The organism is Actinoplanes hulinensis (assembly GCF_019429605.1).
In the GTDB taxonomy this organism is placed as follows: Bacteria; Actinomycetota; Actinomycetes; order Mycobacteriales; family Micromonosporaceae; genus Actinoplanes; species Actinoplanes campanulatus.
Genome location: NZ_JAHXZI010000016.1, coordinates 137700 through 152861, shown reverse-complemented (window position 1 = coordinate 152861; position 15162 = coordinate 137700). Strand labels below are relative to the sequence as shown.

Annotated in this window: 17 protein-coding genes; 14 read left to right on the top strand and 3 right to left on the bottom strand. The window is 72.4% G+C overall.

Features of this window, described 5'->3' with window-relative positions; all coding sequences use genetic code 11:
- Position 1 precedes the first annotated feature (1 nt).
- Positions 2 to 478, top strand: a complete 477-nt coding sequence (locus tag KZ829_RS44665) for a PH domain-containing protein (protein WP_220147021.1) — start codon at positions 2 to 4, stop codon at positions 476 to 478.
- Positions 479 to 880: 402 nt separating this feature from the next.
- Here the strand turns inward: KZ829_RS44665 and KZ829_RS28635 are convergent, their stop codons facing one another.
- Positions 881 to 1681 (bottom strand): HAD family hydrolase, encoded by an 801-nt coding sequence (locus KZ829_RS28635; RefSeq protein ID WP_220147020.1) that lies wholly within the window; start codon positions 1679 to 1681, stop codon positions 881 to 883.
- Between the two features lie 309 nt (positions 1682 to 1990).
- Positions 1991 to 2347 (bottom strand): STAS domain-containing protein, encoded by a 357-nt coding sequence (locus KZ829_RS28630; protein WP_220147019.1) that lies wholly within the window; start codon positions 2345 to 2347, stop codon positions 1991 to 1993.
- 229 nt (positions 2348 to 2576) lie between these two features.
- Between KZ829_RS28630 and ssd the strand changes: the two genes are divergently transcribed.
- The 8 genes from ssd (at position 2577) to KZ829_RS28590 (ending at position 7627) form a co-directional block, all read left to right on the top strand.
- A complete protein-coding gene (gene ssd / locus KZ829_RS28625) occupies positions 2577 to 3626 on the top strand; it encodes a septum site-determining protein Ssd (RefSeq protein ID WP_220147123.1) in 1050 nt (349 codons plus the stop codon).
- A gap of 150 nt (positions 3627 to 3776) precedes the next feature.
- On the top strand, positions 3777 to 4952 hold the full coding sequence (locus tag KZ829_RS28620; RefSeq protein WP_220147018.1) for a TadA family conjugal transfer-associated ATPase: 1176 nt from the start codon (positions 3777 to 3779) through the stop codon (positions 4950 to 4952).
- The gene (locus tag KZ829_RS28615) at positions 4949 to 5698 is read left to right on the top strand and encodes a hypothetical protein (RefSeq protein WP_246636406.1); all 750 of its coding nucleotides are present in this window, start codon (positions 4949 to 4951) and stop codon (positions 5696 to 5698) included. Before KZ829_RS28620 ends, KZ829_RS28615 begins: the two co-directional genes overlap by 4 nt.
- Positions 5695 to 5970: a hypothetical protein gene (locus KZ829_RS28610; protein ID WP_220147017.1), complete on the top strand. Its 276-nt coding sequence runs from the start codon at positions 5695 to 5697 to the stop codon at positions 5968 to 5970. The genes KZ829_RS28615 and KZ829_RS28610 overlap by 4 nt, the downstream gene beginning before the upstream one ends.
- Positions 5967 to 6665 carry a type II secretion system F family protein gene (locus KZ829_RS28605; protein ID WP_220147016.1) on the top strand — a complete coding sequence of 233 codons (699 nt, stop codon included), beginning with the start codon at positions 5967 to 5969 and terminating at the stop codon, positions 6663 to 6665. The genes KZ829_RS28610 and KZ829_RS28605 overlap by 4 nt, the downstream gene beginning before the upstream one ends.
- 106 nt (positions 6666 to 6771) lie before the next feature.
- A complete protein-coding gene (locus KZ829_RS28600) occupies positions 6772 to 6900 on the top strand; it encodes a DUF4244 domain-containing protein (RefSeq protein ID WP_221246146.1) in 129 nt (42 codons plus the stop codon).
- Positions 6897 to 7259, top strand: coding sequence for a TadE family type IV pilus minor pilin (locus KZ829_RS28595; RefSeq protein WP_204297538.1), 363 nt, complete (start codon positions 6897 to 6899; stop codon positions 7257 to 7259). The genes KZ829_RS28600 and KZ829_RS28595 overlap by 4 nt, the downstream gene beginning before the upstream one ends.
- A gap of 17 nt (positions 7260 to 7276) precedes the next feature.
- A complete protein-coding gene (locus KZ829_RS28590) occupies positions 7277 to 7627 on the top strand; it encodes an Rv3654c family TadE-like protein (RefSeq protein ID WP_220147015.1) in 351 nt (116 codons plus the stop codon).
- 17 nt (positions 7628 to 7644) lie between these two features.
- Here KZ829_RS28590 and sftH read toward each other — a convergent pair whose 3' ends face one another.
- Positions 7645 to 9987 (bottom strand): DEAD/DEAH box helicase, encoded by a 2343-nt coding sequence (gene sftH, locus KZ829_RS28585; RefSeq protein ID WP_220147014.1) that lies wholly within the window; start codon positions 9985 to 9987, stop codon positions 7645 to 7647.
- Positions 9988 to 10100: 113 nt separating this feature from the next.
- Between sftH and KZ829_RS28580 the strand changes: the two genes are divergently transcribed.
- The 5 genes from KZ829_RS28580 to KZ829_RS28560 all read left to right on the top strand — a co-directional run bounded on the left by KZ829_RS28580 (position 10101) and on the right by KZ829_RS28560 (position 15063).
- Positions 10101 to 10457: an STAS domain-containing protein gene (locus KZ829_RS28580; RefSeq protein WP_183225878.1), complete on the top strand. Its 357-nt coding sequence runs from the start codon at positions 10101 to 10103 to the stop codon at positions 10455 to 10457.
- On the top strand, positions 10454 to 10894 hold the full coding sequence (locus KZ829_RS28575) for an ATP-binding protein (protein ID WP_220147013.1): 441 nt from the start codon (positions 10454 to 10456) through the stop codon (positions 10892 to 10894). Before KZ829_RS28580 ends, KZ829_RS28575 begins: the two co-directional genes overlap by 4 nt.
- A gap of 319 nt (positions 10895 to 11213) precedes the next feature.
- A complete protein-coding gene (locus KZ829_RS28570; protein ID WP_220147012.1) occupies positions 11214 to 13637 on the top strand; it encodes a sodium-translocating pyrophosphatase in 2424 nt (807 codons plus the stop codon).
- A 159-nt stretch (positions 13638 to 13796) separates the two neighbouring features.
- The gene (locus KZ829_RS28565; RefSeq protein ID WP_220147011.1) at positions 13797 to 14327 is read left to right on the top strand and encodes a hypothetical protein; all 531 of its coding nucleotides are present in this window, start codon (positions 13797 to 13799) and stop codon (positions 14325 to 14327) included.
- 4 nt (positions 14328 to 14331) lie between these two features.
- The gene (locus KZ829_RS28560; RefSeq protein ID WP_220147010.1) at positions 14332 to 15063 is read left to right on the top strand and encodes a hypothetical protein; all 732 of its coding nucleotides are present in this window, start codon (positions 14332 to 14334) and stop codon (positions 15061 to 15063) included.
- The last annotated feature ends 99 nt before the right edge of the window (positions 15064 to 15162 follow it).

Sequence of the window (15162 nt, the reverse complement as noted above, 5' to 3'; positions counted from 1 at the left end):
CGTGGGTTCGCAGTGGGTCCGCCCGTACACGCCGGGTAATGGCCGTTGGCTCGTCATCGTCTGGGAGGCCGTCGCTCTCGGACTGCTCACCTGGGCCTCGATCCGCCAGTTCGACCTGATCGGGCACGGGGTGCGGGCGGTCGCCTGCACTCTGGCCGCGGTCTGGGTGATCGGCGCCTGGCGGATCCTGCGGCACGGCGTCTACGTGAGCAGCGACGGCGTGCTCATCCGCGGCCTGCTGCGCTCGCGGAGCATGCGGTGGCACGACATCGCCGGCGTGTACCTGCACCAGTCCATCCACAAGCTCGGGCGGTGGGAGTTGCAGAACGACACCACCGTGCTGATCGAACGGCACGACGGCGCCACCGTGAACACCGAACTGTGGGCGCGGGGCGTCGACTTCCACTCCCGGCCGAAACTCTTCCGCGCCGTCTACCAGGAGATCCGGAGCCGGCATCGGGCCGCGGCCGAGAACTGACCCGTAAGACATGGAGAGCCGGCGTCCCTCGCGGGGGCGCCGGCTTCGCGCGTCCGGACCGGGTTATCAAGCGTGCACCTGAGTCGTTGTCGACGGTCCTGACGCTCTTTCGAGCGGAGGTCCCGCCGCAACGTGCCTGCCGTGGCTGATCGCGCGTGGGTTCCCGGTGGCCGTGCACGGTGCCCGATGTTTCCGGGCCCGCGAGTCATTTCTACGCCGCCCTCCGCTTGATCACCAGATTTCGCCCGAAAAGAGGCCCCGTAAGGCGAATGCTCAGACCGATTCGCCCGAAGACAGACCACCCACTCACGCCCGGCGGGCGCGGCATGGTCTGGAGTGGCAGGAGGTCGCGGGTCTGGTACGGCGGGTTCGGGTAGCCGTACGAGACAAGGGTTTTGATCTTCAGGCGGCGGAGGCGCGAGTGCGGCGATGGCGGCCGTAGAGGGCGAAGCCGATGGCGACGCCGACGCCGACGCCCAGGGCCGCGGCGACCGGCACGGCCGGGCGGTCACGCAGGCGCCTCCCGAGGGGTACGGGGTTGCGGAACTCCATGACCGGCCAGGAGCGGAGCGCGGCCACGCGGCGCAGGGCGCGATCGGGATTGACCGCGCTGGGATGACCGACCGCCTCGAGCAGGGGGAGGTCACTGCTCGAATCCGAATAGGCGTAACACTGGCTCAGGTCGTAGCCCCGCTCCTCGGCCAGCCGCTTCACGCCGACGACCTTGGCCGATCCGGCCGCGTAGAACTCGACGGCCCCGCTGTACCGCCCGTCGACGATGGCCATGCGGGTGGCGATCACGTCGGTGATGCCGAGCAGCGCGCCGATCGGGCGGACCATCTCGTCCCCGGACGCGGAGACCAGCACGACATCGCGGCCGGCCGCCTGGTGCTCGGCGATCAGCACGGCCGCCTCGGCATAGACATAGGGATTGATGAGATCGTTGAGCGTCTCCGCGACGATCTGCTGCACCTGCTCGACCCGCCAGCCCTTGCAGAGGGCCGCCATGTAGTCGCGGGTGCGGGCCATCGACTGCTCGTCGGTGCCTCCGCCGAGCCGGAACATCAACTGCGCATAGGCGGTCTTCACCACGTCCCGGCGGCTGATCAGCCCATCACGATAGAACGGCCGTCCGAAAGCCAGCGCGCTGGACTTGGCGATGACGGTCTTGTCGAGGTCGAAAAACGCGGCGCTGAGGCCCACGGGCCGAAAGTGTAGCCGCAACATGCTCGAAACGACTGCCCCGAACGCGGGACGCGCCTGTTCGTGACGCGCTGTGAGAACGGTCAGACGGGCAGGAGGCGTTGCAGGGGCCACATTCGGTACTCGACGGGGAACCCGATCCTGAGGCAGACTTGTGTTTGCTACCGGGTTGTGTGTTGCTGTCGTTGCGCCCGGTGATTTCGGCGCTCGGTGATTGCGCCCCCCGCGATCACCGAGTTGATTCGGCTCGACCCCCCCGGAGCCGAATCCCAGGGCGGCCCCCGTCTCCCCCGACGGGGGTCGTTCCCGTTAGACGCCGGAGGCGCGGCTCGGCTCCTCGTCGCGGTCCTCGTGGACGAGACCGAAGAGGTCGGAGAGACCGGTCACCGACAGCACCCGCCGGAACGTGTCGCTCGGATTGACCACCTCGAAGGTGACCCCCTTGGCCTCTGCGGTGCGGTAGCCCTCGATCAGCGCGCCGAGCCCGGTCGAGTCGATGAAGGTGGCGTCGCGCAGATCCACCCGGACGGCCGCGGGCGACCAGTCGGTGATCGCGTCGTGGACCCCCTGGGCCACCATGCCGGAGTTGGCGAAGTCGACCTCTCCCAGCACCGTGACCGTGACCGACCCGTCATCGGCGCGCGTGGTCCGGATCGAGTTCTCCATAGCGACTCCATCGGTCCGTGTGGTTCCCGAAGATACCCAACTCGGTCACGCACATGCCTGCGGCTTATCAGATCATCGCCGTGCGTAGCGGTTGTCCACAGGGCCCGTGGTTATCCACAGTCGAGGCCGGTGGTGGTTGTCGCGGCCGTACGGGCTCGGCGACGGTGGGCGCCCAACCCCGCCGTCCCCCGCTGGAGACCCGATGCCCGCTCCGCGCCGCCCCCTCATCGTGACCGCCGACCAGGACCTGCTCGACGACCTGCTGCGCCTCGCCGCGGCCGGCGGAAGCGAGGTCGAGGTGGCGCCCGACCCGGCCGCTGCCCGAGCCCGCTGGACCGGCGCCCCGATGGTGCTGGTCGGCGCCGACCAGGTGGCCGCCTGCCTCCGGGCCCGGCTGCCCCGGCGGTCCCGGCTCATCCTGGTCGGCCACCCGGCGGCGATGCAGACGGCCTTCCAGGTGGCCGACCTCATCGGCGCCGACAACCTGGCGGTTCTGCCGGAGGCCGACCCCTGGGTGGTCGACCAGTTCGCGGGGCGCAGCGATCCGCCCGCCACCTCGCGGACCCTCGCGGTGATCGGCGGTCGCGGCGGCGCCGGGGCGAGCATCCTCGCCACCGGGCTGGCCACCACCGCGGTCCGGGCCGGCCACCGCACCCTGCTGATCGACGCCGACCCGCTCGGCGGCGGCCTCGACCTGGTGCTCGGCTGGGAGCAGGTGGACGGGATGCGCTGGCCGGCCCTCGCCGGAGCGGACGGGCGGGTCGACCCGCCCACCCTGCTCGCCGCCCTGCCGCACCGCGGTGACCTGGTGCTGCTCTCCTTCGACCGCGACGAGCTGCCCGGCGTGCCGGTCGAGGCGATGGCGGCCGCGCTCGACGCGGCCCGCCGTGGCCGCGACGTGATCGTCGCCGACCTGCCCCGGCAACTCGACGACGCGGCCGTGCTCGCGCTCCAGGCGGCCGAGCGCGCGCTGCTCGTGGTGCCGGCCGAGCTGCGGGCCACCGCGTCGGCGGCCCGGATCGCGGCCACCGTGTCGGTCCACTGCGACGACGTGGCGGTGGTGGTGCGCGGCCCGGCGCCCGGCCGGCTCAAGGCGCGCGACATCGCCCGGGCGCTCGGCCTGCCGCTGGCCGGGACCCTTCGGCCGGAGCCCGGTGTCTGCCAGGGCATCGAACGCGGTACGGCGCCGACGGCCGACGGGAAAGGGCCGCTCGCCGACCTCTGCCGGCGGCTGGTCGGCGAACTGATGGGAACGGGCACGAAGGCGGCCGCGGCATGAGCGAGCTTGCGAGCGAATCATTCAGCTCAGTCATGAACTCATTGCGACGCCGGAGCGCAGCGGAGGTGGCGCAATGAGCGAGCTTGCGAGCGAATCATCAGGCTCAGTTATGGACTCATTGCGATGCCGGAGCGCAGCGGAGGTGGCGCAATGAGCGAGCTGGCGAGCGACCGGGTCACGGACCGGGTGCGGCGCCGGTTCGCGTACGAGGGTGTGGAGGCGACGCCGGCCGCCGTGGTGAGCGCCGTCCGGCAGGAGACCGCGGTGCTCGGTGACACGGCCGTGCTTCGCCTGGCCGGGCGGGTGCGTGACGAGCTGATCGGGGCCGGCCCGCTGGCGCCGCTGCTGGCCGACCCCACCGTCACCGACGTGCTGGTCAACCGGCTGCACGTGTGGGTGGACCGGGGCGCCGGGCTGGAGCGGACGGCGATCCGGTTCGGTGACGGCGACGAGGTGCGGCGGCTGGCCCAGCGGCTGGTCGCGGCCTGTGGGCGACGGCTCGACGACGGGCAGCCGTTCGCCGACGCCCGCCTCCCGAACGGCACCCGGCTGCACGCGGTGCTGCCGCCGATCGCCACGGACGGGCCGTACCTGTCGTTGCGGACCTTCCGGCAGCGGCCGTTCAGCCTCGAGGACCTGATTCGGCACGGCACCGTGGAGGCGGTCGCCGCCGAGGTGCTGGCGGCCGTGGTGACGGGGCGGCTGGCGTACCTGGTGACCGGCGGCACCGGCAGCGGCAAGACCACGATGCTCGCCACCCTGCTCGGGCTGGTGCCGCCGACCGAGCGCATCGTGCTCGTCGAGGACGCCGCCGAGCTTCGCCCGGTGCATCCGCACGTGGTGGCGTTGCAGGCCCGTACCGCCAATGTGGAGGGCGCCGGCGCCGTCGGGCTGACCGATCTGGTCCGGCAGGCGCTGCGGATGCGACCCGACCGGCTCGTCATCGGGGAGTGCCGGGGCGCCGAGATCGTCGACCTGCTCGGTGCGCTCAACACCGGCCACGACGGCGGCGCCGGGACGCTGCACGCCAACGCGCCCGGGGACGTACCGGCCCGGCTCGAGGCGCTCGGTCTGCTCGGCGGCCTGCCCCGGGCCGCGCTGCACGCCCAGGTGGTGGCGGCGCTCCAGGTGGTGTTGCAGGTCCGGCGGGCCGGTGCGGGCCGGTTCCTGGAGTCGATCAGCGTGCTCGTGCCGGCGGGGGAGGAGCGGTTGGCGACCGTGGTGCCGGCCTGGCAGCGCGACCGCGGCCCCGGCCCGGGCGCCGGGGTGCTGGCCCGGCTGCTCGCCGAGCGGGGGATCACGGTCCCCGAGGTGCTGCGGTCATGACCTGGGTGCTCGTGACGTTGCTGGTGGCGGGCGTGTTCCTGGTCGCCGGGCCGGAGCGGGGGGCGCGGGACCGGCTGCCTGGGCGGCGGACCCGGCTGGACCTCACCGGGGTGCGGCGGGTGCTCGTCGTCCTGCTCGGCGGGCCGGTGTGGCGGCTCGCCCTCGGCGCCGCGGCCGTCGCCGGAGTGGCCGCCGGATCGGCCGGTGGCCCGGTCGCGGCGGTCGTTGCGGGTGCGTACGCGGGTTTGGCGGTCCACGAGTGGCGACGCCTGGACCGGCGGAAACGCGGCACGGTCCGGCGGATGGCGACCCTCGACGAGCTGACCTCCCTGGTGGCGGACCTGCGTGCGGGCATTCCGGCGGCCGTGGTGGCGGCCGCCTCGGCGAGCGGGGCCCGGCTGGCCGGGGACGAGCGGATCCAGCGGCTGACCGGTGCGGTGTGGCGGCTCGCCGAGCACACCGGGGCGCCGGCCGCCGACCTGCTCGAGCAGATCGAGTCGGACGCGCGGGAGACCGGGCGTCTCGCCAGGAAGGCGGGCGCCCAGGCGGCCGGGGCCCAGGTGACGGCCGGGCTGCTGGCGGTGCTGCCGTTCGCCGGGATCGGCGCCGGGTATGTGCTGGGCGGCGACCCGATGGACGTTCTGCTGCGCACGCCGGGTGGCGCCGGGTGCGCGATCGGGGCGCTGATCCTCCAGTGCTGTGGCCTGAAATGGGCGCAGCGCATCGGCGAGCGGGTGCTGCGGTGACGCCGATGTGCGGCGTGGCGGAGCTGCTGCGCCCCGGTGGGCCGGTCCGGGTCCCGTTGCGGGAGTGCTGCGCGGCGGCACTGGTCGGAGCGGGCGGTGAGACCTCGGCGTGCGCCGCGGCGCGGGTCGGACCGGGACGGGCGGCTTTCCCGGCGGTCGGTTCCACGCGGTTGGCCTCCCCGGCGGGGGTGGACACCGTTGCCGGCCCGGCTGTTCGGCGGGCGACCGGGCCGGACGGTGACCGCGGGCAACCTGCCGAGGTGGCGCGATGACCGGGATCGTGGTGGCGGGTTGTGCGGCGCTGGCTGCCGGGTTGCTGATGCTTCCGGCCGGTCGGCGGCGGCTGCCGCGCCCCCGATCCGGGCGACCGGGCGGACGGCGGACCCGGGTGCTGCTGTCGGTGCTGGCCGGGCTCGCCGTCGCCGGCCTCATCGGCGGCCGGTGGGGTGTCCCGCTGGGCCTGGCGGCCGGCCTCGGGACGGAGCGCTTCCTGCGCGGCCGGGAACCGGCCGCGGTCCGCCAGGAACGTGCCGGGACTCTGGCCGACCTGCCACTCGGCGCGGACCTGCTGGCGGCCGCATTGCAGGGCGGCACCTCGGTGGACCGGTCGATCGCCGCCGTCGCGGACGCCCTGGGCGGTCCGCTCGGTGACCGGCTCCAGCGGGTCGCCCGGTCGCTGCGGCTCGGCGCGAGCCCGGCCGAGGCCTGGGCGCATCTGGCCGGGGTGCCGCAGAGCGAGCGGCTGGTCGCCGCGGCCGTCCGGTCCAGCGCGAGCGGCGGCGCGCTGGCCGGTGCTCTGGAACGGTTCGCCGGTGACCTGCGGGCCGAGCGCGCCGTCGAGAACGAGGCCGCCGCCCAACGGGCGAGTGTCCTCATCGTCCTTCCGCTCGGGCTGTGCTTCCTGCCGGCCTTCGTGCTCGCCGGCCTGGTGCCGTCGATGGTCGCGATTCTTCGCGACGTGCTGTGAACCCGGCACGGCGTGTCCGGCGCCGTGCCCGACCGACCGAGGAGGTCCAGTGCACAAACTCATCGCCCACTACCGGCGGCTCCAGGCGGAAGCCGGGGACGCCGGGATGAGCACCGCCGAATACGCCGTGGGCACCATCGCCGCGGTGGCCTTCGCCGGTGTCCTGCTCAAGGTCATCACGAGCGGGACCGTGCAGTCGGCGTTGAGCGCGCTCATCGCCCGGGCGCTGAAGTGAGACGGCGCCGGTGGCCCGGCCGGGACCGGGGTTCGTTCACCGCGGAGCTCGCGGCCGGGCTGCCGGCGCTCATGGTGCTGCTCAGCGCGGGCATCACCGCCGTCACGGCGGTGGCGACCCGGATGCAGTGCCTGGACGCGGCCCGGGAGGCCGCGCTGTCCGCGGCCCGGGGCGAGCCGTCCACGGCGGCGGGCCGGATGGCTCCGGAGGGCGCCGCCATCCGGGTGTCGGAGGGCGGGGAGACGGTCACGGCCGAGGTGTCGGCACCGGTGCGGATCCTCGGATCGGACCTGCCGGGGATGACCGTCCGGGCCAGCGCGTCCGCGGCCCGCGAGCCGGAGGGGGCGGTGGTCCCGTGAGGGACCTCGGCTGTCCGGTGAGAGACCGGGGCTCCGCGTCGATTCTGGTGGCGGGGGTCGGGTCGGTGCTGGTCGTGCTGGCCGCGGGCCTGGCCACCGTCGGCGCTGCCCGGGTGGCCAGGCACCAGGCCAAGGTGGCGGCCGACTTCGGGGCGTTGGCCGGGGGAGCGCACGCCATCGAGGGACAGGCGGCGGCCTGCGCGGTGGCACGGCGCTACGTCGAGGCCAACGGGGCGAGCATGTCCGGCTGCGCCGTCTCGGGGCTGGAGATCGTGGTCCGGGCCGAGGTCCGGTTCCGGTTCGCCCCGGCCGGCGCGGAAGCCGCCTCCCGGGCGGGGCCGGTCTCCGTTGTGACTATTCCCACATGACCGGTACGCCGGCCGCGTCAGCGGGTTTCGGGTGGTGAAGGAGGGAGCGCGCCCAGGACGACGTCGAGCACCTTCACGGCGTCCTCCTTGTTCAGCGGATTGTTGCCGTTTCCGCACTTCGGGGACTGCACGCAGGACGGGCAACCGGCCTCGCACACACACGACGCGATCGCCTCCCGGGTCGCCCGTAGCCACTCCGCCGCCGTTCCGTAGGCCCGCTCGGCGAACCCGGCGCCCCCGGGATGCCCGTCGTAGACGAATACGGTCGGCGCCTCGGTGTCGGCGTGACCGGCGGTGGACAACCCGCCGATGTCCCACCGATCGCAGGTGGCGATCAGCGGCAGCAGGCCGATCCCGGCGTGCTCGGCGGCGTGCAGCGCGCCCGGGAACTCGCTCGGCTCCACCCCGGCCGCGGCCAGCGCCTGCGGCGAGACGGTGAACCAGACGGCCACCGTGCGCAGTTCGCGTACCGGCAGGTCGAGCGGGCGGGTGTCGATGACCTCGCCGCTGCCGATCCGTCGCCGCTGGTAGGACACCACCTGGTTGGTCACGTCCACCTCGCCGAGGAACAGGCCGACCGGGCCGGCGTCCACATACGACCGGACGTTCACCACCGAGAGGTCGGTGACGTCCCGGGCGTGCGTGGTCCAGTCCGGTTCCTCCTGGTGGACCAGCGCGATCGCGTCCTCCAGGTCGAGGTCGTCCACCACATAGGACACGCCCTGATGGAGGTAGACCGCGCCCGGGTGGAGCATGACGTGCGACGAACCGGGGTCGACCGTGCCGAGCAGCCGCCCGGTCGACGACTCGACGACCGCCACCGGCGCCCCGCCGGTGCCGCGCAGGTCCACCTCCGGCCGCCCGCGATGGATCCAGTACCACCCGGACGGCCGCCGCCGCAGCACCCCCTCGGCGACCAGCCGCTGCACGATCCCGGCCGCCGCGTCGCCGAAGAGGCCCAGGTCGGCGTCGGTGAGGGGCGCCTCGGAGGCGGCGCAGCACAGTTGTGGACCGAGCACGTACGGGTTCGCCGGGTCGAGCACGGTCGCCTCGACCGGCCGCCCGAACACCGCCTCCGGATGGTGCACCAGGTAGGTGTCGAGCGGATCGTCCCGGGCCACCAGCACGGCGAGCGCCTCCCCACCGGCTCGCCCGGCCCGGCCGGCCTGCTGCCACAGCGACGCCCGGGTGCCCGGATAACCGCAGATCAGTACGGCGTCCAGCCCGGCCAGGTCGACCCCGAGCTCCAGCGCGTTGGTGGAGGCCAGCCCGAGCAGTTCCCCGGAGAGCAGCGCCCGCTCGATGGCCCGCCGGTCCTCCCGCAGATAGCCGGCCCGGTAGGCGGCGACCCGGTCACCGAGCCCGGGCACCGCCTCGTCCAGCGACTGCCGGGTCAGTGCGGCGACCACCTCGGCCCCGCGACGGGACCGGACGAAGGCCAGCGTGCGGGTGCCGGCCACGACCGCGTCGGTGAGCAGGTCGGCCGTCTCCCGCAGGGCGGACCGCCGGATGGGAGGCGCCTCCTCGGCGGAGTCCTCGAAGGTGGGGAGCAGTGGCGGCTCCCACAGGGCGAACGTCACGGCGCCCCGCGGGGAGGCGTCGTCGGTCACCGCGGTCACCGGGAGCCCGGTCAGCCTCGACGCCGACCCGGCCGGATCCCCGGAGGTGGCCGAGGCCAGCACGAATGTCGGCGAGGCGCCGTACCGGGCCGCCGCCCGGCGCAGTCGCCGCAGCACGTGCGCCACGTGCGAGCCGAACACCCCGCGGTACGTGTGACATTCGTCGATCACCACGTACCGGAGGCGGCGAAGGAAGACCCCCCACCGGCTGTGGCCCGGCAGCAGGCTGTGATGCAGCATGTCGGGGTTGGTGAGCAGGAAGCGCGAGTGCTGCCGGATCCACTCCCGTTCCTCGCGTGGGGTGTCACCGTCGTAGGTGGCCGGCCGCACCCCGTCCAGCCCGAGCCGCATCAGACCGCGCAGTTGATCGGCGGCGAGCGCCTTGGTGGGTGACAGATAGAGCACCGTCGCCTTAGGGTCCGTGGCGAGCGTGCTGAGTGCCGGCAGTTGGTAGGCGAGCGATTTGCCCGATGCCGTGCCGGTGGCCAGAACGACATGTGTGCCCTCCCGGGCGAGGGTGGCCGCGGCCGCCTGATGCTCCCACGGTGCGGCGATTCCCTGCGCGACGAGGGCGTCACGCACCGCGGGATCGGTCCAGGAGGGCCACGGCGCCGGGCGGCCCTCGCGAGCGGGGACCCGCTCGATGTGGGTGACCGGCGAAACCGCTGTGCCGTTGGTGCGGGCCCGCAGCCGGTGCAGCAGTTCAGCAGGACCGAAGGCGGTGGAGGTCACGCATTGCACTGTGACACCGGTATGCCCCGAACCTCAAACGGGTAGGACGGTGGGTGCCATGCGTCGGCCCCGATCGGTCGGTGGTTAGATTTCGCGGGGGGAGAGATCAGGGAGGAGGACCGATGGAGCTGTCACTCACGACCCGGACCGTCGCCGAGCACACCGTGCTCGAGGTCGGCGGTGAGGTGGATGTTTACACCGCCCCCCGATTGCGCGAGCGGCTCATCGAGCTGGTCGACGCGGGCGCCCGTGATGTGGTCGTCGATCTGGAGCGGGTCGACTTCCTCGACTCGACCGGCCTGGGTGTCCTGGTCGGCGCACTGAAGCGGCTGCGTACCGCGCACGGAACCTTCGGTCTGGTCTGCGCCAAGGAGCCGCTTCTCAAGATCTTCCGGATCACCGCTCTGGACCAGGTCTTCCCGATCTTCCCAACGGTCGACGCGGCCACCGAACGCGACGGCAGCGGTCCCACTTCGTGATGGCAACCGTTCGGCTCTCCTTCTCTCCGGCCCCGGTGCATGTGCGCACCGCCCGGCTCGTCGGCGTCGCCGTGGCCCGGCGTGCCGGCGTGGCGGAGGAGTTGCTCGACGAGGTCCGGCTCGCCATCGGTGAGGCCTGCACCCGGGCGGTCACCCTGCACCGCCAGTACGGCCTCACCGATCTCGTCACGATGGAGATGTCCGACTCGGATTCGTACACGGTCCGGGTCATCGACCACGCCCCGATCGAGGCGAGCGTGGGCCTGGCCAAGCTGCCGCCGGACGAGCTGGCCGCGGAGAACCTCACCGACGACGCGCTCACCACCGGTGTGGGTTTCGCGCTGCTCGCCGGTTTCGTCGACGACCTGCAGGTGCGCCCGGTGGAGGACGGCCCGGGCACCGAGGTCCGCATGGTCTGGCCGGTCACCCGCCGCTGACGCGACACCTCCCGCCGCTATGTCCGCTTATGGGCGAAATTTCCAGAAATAGTGGTTAAGATCGGGCGAGGCATTTGCAAGCTGTCGAACATCCCTGCCCACCCGGGATCGACGGCGGCCTAACATAGCGGCGATCGTCGCAGAAACACGCCTGGTGCTACATGTGACGACCAACACGTAAGCCCTATACAGTACGCGAGTTATCAGCTACTGCTGGCCCGCGTCCGCGGGTCTGGTCGATCGTTCCCCGGGCTCCCCGGGGAATGCGCTCGGAAGGCTTCGTCCGCCGTCCGGGCGCCATCGGTGTAGGAGGACAAGGATGTCCGGGACCTCGGTAGACCTCGCCGCCGATGGCGGCGGAGTGTCCCTGAGCGGATCAAACGTCACATTCGTCATCGTTGCCCTGGTGTTCGCCCTGGTGGCCCTGGGCTTCGCCGCCGCGTTCGTCCAATCGGTACTGAAGGCCGAACGCGGCACCCCGAAGATGCAGGAAATCGCGGGCGCCGTGCAGGAGGGCGCCTCGGCGTACCTGTTCCGGCAGTTCAAGACCCTCGGCATCTTCGTCGTCATCGCGGTCGTCCTGCTGTTCCTCCTGCCGGTGCACGAGACGGACAACGAGACCTGGGTCAAGATCGGCCGCTCGCTGTTCTTCATCGTCGGCGCGGTGTTCAGCTCGTTCATCGGCGGCGCCGGCATGGCGCTGGCCACCCGGGCCAACCTGCGGGTCGCCGCGGCGGCCGGGGAGCAGGGCGGCCGGGAGAAGGCGATGGGCATCGCCTTCCGTACCGGTGGTGTGGTGGGCTTCCTCACCGTCGGCCTCGGCCTGTTCGGCGGCGCGCTGGTCGTGCTGATCTTCCGCGGCGACGCGCCCACCGTCCTGGAGGGCTTCGGCTTCGGCGCCGCGCTGCTGGCCATGTTCATGCGGGTCGGCGGCGGCATCTTCACCAAGGCCGCGGACGTCGGCGCCGACCTGGTCGGCAAGGTCGAGCAGGGTATTCCGGAGGACGACCCGCGTAACGCCGCGACCATCGCCGACAACGTGGGCGACAACGTCGGCGACTGCGCCGGCATGGCCGCCGACCTCTTCGAGTCGTACGCCGTGACCCTGGTGGCCGCCCTGATCCTGGGTTCGGCCGCGTTCGGTCAGGACGGCCTGATCTTCCCGCTGATCGTCTCCACGATCGGTGTGCTGATCGCGATCGTCGGTGTCTTCATCACCCGTCTGCGGCCCAGTGACCGCAACGGCCTCACCGCGATCAACCGGGCCTTCTACATCTCGGCGGCTCTGTCCGCGATCGCGGTGGCCGTGGTGAGCTTCGTCTACCTGCCGGACACCTTCGCCGGGTTCGGTGACGCGGGCATCGCCGAGGACATCCTGAACAGCGGTCAGAACCCGCAGCTGGTCGCGGTCGGCGCGGTCGTGATCGGTATCGTGCTGGCCGCCGCCATCCAGGCGCTGACCGGCTACTTCACCGAGACGAACCGGCGCCCGGTGCAGGACATCGGCAAGTCGTCGCAGACCGGCGCGGCCACCGTGATCCTGGCCGGTATCAGCGTCGGCCTGGAGTCGGCGGTCTACTCGGCGCTGCTGCTCGGCGCGGGCGTCTTCGGCGCCTTCCTGCTGGGCGGCTCGTCGCTGACGCTGTCGCTGTTCGCCGTGGCGCTGGCCGGCACCGGCCTGCTCACCACGGTCGGCGTCATCGTGGCGATGGACACCTTCGGCCCGATCTCGGACAACGCGCAGGGCATCGCCGAGATGTCCGGCGACGTCGACGAGCGGGGCGCCCAGATTCTCACCGAGCTGGACGCGGTCGGCAACACCACGAAGGCGATCACCAAGGGCATCGCGATCGCGACCGCGGTGCTCGCGGCCACGGCGTTGTTCGGGTCGTACACGAACAGCCTGGCCAGCGCGATGACCGAGGCCGGGGTGACGAACGTCGGCGCCGAGATCCTGGCCCAGCTGAACATCTCCAACCCGCGGGCGCTGGTCGGCCTGCTGGTCGGTTCGGCCGTGGTGTTCCTCTTCTCCGGCCTGGCCATCAACGCGGTCTCCCGGTCGGCCGGCGCGGTCGTGATGGAGGTCCGTCGCCAGTTCCGCGAGTTCCCGGGCATCATGGACGGCACTCAGCGTCCGGAGTACGGCCGGGTCGTCGACATCTGCACCCGGGACGCGCAGCGTGAGCTGCTCACTCCCGGTCTGCTGGCGATCACCGCACCGATCGCGGTGGGCTTCGGCCTCGGCCCTGGCGCGCTCGCGGCGTACCTGGCCGGCGCCATCGGCACCGGCACCCTGATGGCGGTCTTCCTGTCCAACTCCGGCGGCGCGTGGGACAACGCGAAGAAGCTGGTGGAGGACGGCGCCTTCGGTGGCAAGGGCTCCGAGGCGCACGCCGCCACGGTCATCGGCGACACCGTCGGCGACCCGTTCAAGGACACCGCCGGCCCGGCGATCAACCCGCTGCTCAAGGTGATGAACCTGGTGTCGCTGCTGATCGCCCCGGCCGTGGTGACCTTGACCTACGGCGCGGACGCGAACACCGCCCTGCGGGTCGGCGTCGCGGTCGTGGCGGTCGCGATCGTCGCGACCGCGGTGTTCTGGAGCAAGCGCAAGCCGGTCACGATGGGTGACGAGCCCTCCGCGGCCGCGGCTGCCGCCGCTGTCGGTGCGGCCGACACGGCCAAGGCCGTCCAGGATGCCCGCGCCACGGAGTCGTCCCGGGTGAAGGACAACGTCTCCTGAACCAGGTCCGACAAGGACGAAAGGCACCCGGCTCGGCCGGGTGCCTTTCTGCAACGGTTGTCAACCGCCGCCGGGCGCCGACGGCCCCGCCACGTGAAAAACGTTTGGTGACTCGATCGAGGTGTGTGGAGTGTCCGGCCCTAGTCGTACCCTGCTTCCATGCGCGCGGTCCGACCGATCACCCTGGCCCTCGTCCTCGTGCTCGCCGCACCCCTGGCCGGCTGCTCCAGCCAACCCGGTGCGCAGGCCTGGGCGGCGCTGGTGTGCACCGCTCTGAGCCCGTGGCGCAGCGAGATCGACACCCTCACCAGCCGGACACAGCAGCAGATGACGGCCGAGACCACGCCCGCCCAGGCGAAGGAGAATCTGGCCCGTCTCTTCAACGGCGCGGAGAGCGCCAGCGAGGAGGCGCGGGCCGGTGTGCAGCGGGCCGGCGTCCCCGACGTGACGAACGGCGAGGAGATCGCCGACGGCTTCCTGGGCTCGCTCGCCGGCATCCGGGACGCCTACGGCACCGCCCGCACCGGCATCGAGGCGCTGGCCACCAGCCCGGCCAAGTCCTTCTACACCGAGGTCGCCCGGGTCGTGGAGAAACTCACGTCGGATTACGAGCGCAGCAGCCTGGACACCACGAGTCTGGAGTCGGTCGAGCTGAGACAGGCCTTCGACTCCCTGCCCGAATGCCAGTGACCGGATGTCCGAGACCGGCTGGCCGCTGATCCCGCGCGAGGAGCTGCCCCCACCGATCCCGGTGGAGCGGAAGCCCGCGCAGCGTGGCGCGCCCAGCGAGCCGGGCGGGCGCCAGCTGTCGATGTTCAGTGCCGAGACCACCGAGCCGTCACCCGCCGATCTGGCCGGCCTGCTGGCCGGGCCGGGCCGACTCGGCCGGATGGGGGGCACGGCCCGCGTCTCGGTCCGGGTCGATGCCGCCTGGCGGGTCCACGTCCTGGTCACCGAGCTGGCCGCGCGCGGCCTGAGTGCCACCTGGGCTCCCCTTCAGGACGATGGGGTAGGAGGTGAGAGCCCCGAAGTCACGGAAGAGGCGATCGACACACCCGAGCCGGAGGATCCGCCCCGCCCGATCTTCGAGGTGCGCACGGCGTACTCCCGGAGGTTGAATGGTCTTGCCCGCGCCTGGCCGGAGGCATCCGCGCAGCTCTTTCTCTCCGGGCCGCGGATGCGGCTCTGGGTGGCGGCGGCCGGTGAGCCCCTGCCGGGTGGGTTCGCCCTGGGTCTGGACCCGGCGAAGGATCCGCACGGGGTGGCGGCCGCGCTGGTCCGGGCCGGTCTGGCCGGCCGCGTGTCGGATGATGGACGGCACTGGCTGATCACCGGTCGCAGGCGTCTGCGCCGGCTCCGTGAGCTGGTGGGGGAACGTCCTTCATCCGCTCCGGATGAGTTCTGGCCGGGCAGCGTAGTCGCATGATCTTCCGGGATTGTGTCCGACATAACAGTGTCTTCCCGGTGTACGGTGTCGCGGTCAGACGCATGCGGTGGCCGGACCGTTACCATCCGACTGCGGGGT

Bases quoted from the DNA above. Each gene is read 5' to 3' on its own strand.
- KZ829_RS28630 (WP_220147019.1), bottom strand. From the start codon at position 2,347: ATGGAGAACTCGATCCGGACCACGCGCGCCGATGACGGGTCGGTCACG.
- KZ829_RS28620 (WP_220147018.1), top strand. From the start codon at position 3,777: ATGAGCGAGCTGGCGAGCGACCGGGTCACGGACCGGGTGCGGCGCCGG.
- KZ829_RS28615 (WP_246636406.1), top strand. From the start codon at position 4,949: ATGACCTGGGTGCTCGTGACGTTGCTGGTGGCGGGCGTGTTCCTGGTC.
- KZ829_RS28605 (WP_220147016.1), top strand. From the start codon at position 5,967: ATGACCGGGATCGTGGTGGCGGGTTGTGCGGCGCTGGCTGCCGGGTTG.
- KZ829_RS28600 (WP_221246146.1), top strand. From the start codon at position 6,772: ATGAGCACCGCCGAATACGCCGTGGGCACCATCGCCGCGGTGGCCTTC.
- KZ829_RS28580 (WP_183225878.1), top strand. From the start codon at position 10,101: ATGGAGCTGTCACTCACGACCCGGACCGTCGCCGAGCACACCGTGCTC.
- KZ829_RS28570 (WP_220147012.1), top strand. From the start codon at position 11,214: ATGTCCGGGACCTCGGTAGACCTCGCCGCCGATGGCGGCGGAGTGTCC.
- KZ829_RS28565 (WP_220147011.1), top strand. From the start codon at position 13,797: ATGCGCGCGGTCCGACCGATCACCCTGGCCCTCGTCCTCGTGCTCGCC.
- KZ829_RS28560 (WP_220147010.1), top strand. From the start codon at position 14,332: ATGTCCGAGACCGGCTGGCCGCTGATCCCGCGCGAGGAGCTGCCCCCA.